This window comes from Enterococcus dongliensis (genome assembly GCF_031927985.1).
Lineage (GTDB): Bacteria > Bacillota > Bacilli > Lactobacillales > Enterococcaceae > Enterococcus_A > Enterococcus_A dongliensis.
The window spans coordinates 1-1,795 of record NZ_JARPZC010000039.1 but is presented as its reverse complement, the minus strand read 5'-3'; the positions used below and the strand labels follow the sequence as shown (position 1 = coordinate 1,795).

Annotated in this window: 2 rRNA genes (1 of these 2 cut by a window edge); both read right to left on the bottom strand. The window is 50.3% G+C overall.

What is annotated here, in order from left to right:
• Positions 1-31 (bottom strand): 23S ribosomal RNA (locus P7D84_RS13575) (its annotated part extends 1,729 nt beyond the left edge of the window); the annotation flags it as partial.
• A 57-nt stretch (positions 32-88) separates the two neighbouring features.
• Positions 89-1,648 (bottom strand): 16S ribosomal RNA (locus P7D84_RS13570).
• Between the last annotated feature and the right edge of the window lie 147 nt (positions 1,649-1,795).

The following is a 1,795-nucleotide window of genomic DNA, read 5'->3' as shown; positions in this document are numbered from 1 at the left end:
CGATTGAGAGTAAACCTCTCAAAACTGAACGAATAAAGCAACCTGTGTAGTTTCCGTAACGTTCATCTAAGATGAACTATTTCCTTAGAAAGGAGGTGATCCAGCCGCACCTTCCGATACGGCTACCTTGTTACGACTTCACCCCAATCATCTATCCCACCTTAGGCGGCTGGCTCCAAAAAGGTTACCTCACCGACTTCGGGTGTTACAAACTCTCGTGGTGTGACGGGCGGTGTGTACAAGGCCCGGGAACGTATTCACCGCGGCGTGCTGATCCGCGATTACTAGCGATTCCGGCTTCATGTAGGCGAGTTGCAGCCTACAATCCGAACTGAGAGAAGCTTTAAGAGATTAGCTTAGCCTCGCGACTTCGCGACTCGTTGTACTTCCCATTGTAGCACGTGTGTAGCCCAGGTCATAAGGGGCATGATGATTTGACGTCATCCCCACCTTCCTCCGGTTTGTCACCGGCAGTCTCGCTAGAGTGCCCAACTAAATGATGGCAACTAACAATAAGGGTTGCGCTCGTTGCGGGACTTAACCCAACATCTCACGACACGAGCTGACGACAACCATGCACCACCTGTCACTTTGCCCCCGAAGGGGAAGCTCTATCTCTAGAGTGGTCAAAGGATGTCAAGACCTGGTAAGGTTCTTCGCGTTGCTTCGAATTAAACCACATGCTCCACCGCTTGTGCGGGCCCCCGTCAATTCCTTTGAGTTTCAACCTTGCGGTCGTACTCCCCAGGCGGAGTGCTTAATGCGTTAGCTGCAGCACTGAAGGGCGGAAACCCTCCAACACTTAGCACTCATCGTTTACGGCGTGGACTACCAGGGTATCTAATCCTGTTTGCTCCCCACGCTTTCGAGCCTCAGCGTCAGTTACAGACCAGAGAGCCGCCTTCGCCACTGGTGTTCCTCCATATATCTACGCATTTCACCGCTACACATGGAATTCCACTCTCCTCTTCTGCACTCAAGTTTCCCAGTTTCCAATGACCCTCCCCGGTTGAGCCGGGGGCTTTCACATCAGACTTAAGAAACCGCCTGCGCTCGCTTTACGCCCAATAAATCCGGACAACGCTTGCCACCTACGTATTACCGCGGCTGCTGGCACGTAGTTAGCCGTGGCTTTCTGGTTAGATACCGTCAAGGGATGAACGTTTTACTCTCATCCTTGTTCTTCTCTAACAACAGAGTTTTACGATCCGAAAACCTTCTTCACTCACGCGGCGTTGCTCGGTCAGACTTTCGTCCATTGCCGAAGATTCCCTACTGCTGCCTCCCGTAGGAGTTTGGGCCGTGTCTCAGTCCCAATGTGGCCGATCACCCTCTCAGGTCGGCTATGCATCGTTGCCTTGGTGAGCCGTTACCTCACCAACTAGCTAATGCACCGCGGGTCCATCCATCAGTGACGCAAAAGCGCCTTTCAAAGTAAAACCATGCGGTTTTACTTATTATACGGTATTAGCACCTGTTTCCAAGTGTTATCCCCTTCTGATGGGCAGGTTACCCACGTGTTACTCACCCGTTCGCCACTCCTTTTCTTTCGGTGGAGCAAGCTCCGGTGAAAGAAAAAGCGTTCGACTTGCATGTATTAGGCACGCCGCCAGCGTTCGTCCTGAGCCAGGATCAAACTCTCATAAAAAGTGTTTGAAACAATCTTGCGATTGTTAAGCTCAATTGTATTAATTGACTTGCTAGCATATTGCTTGCTATGTTGTTTGTTTCTATTAAATAGAAACGCCCTACACATTTGGTTTGTTTTATTCGTTCAGTTTTCAAAGGTCTACAT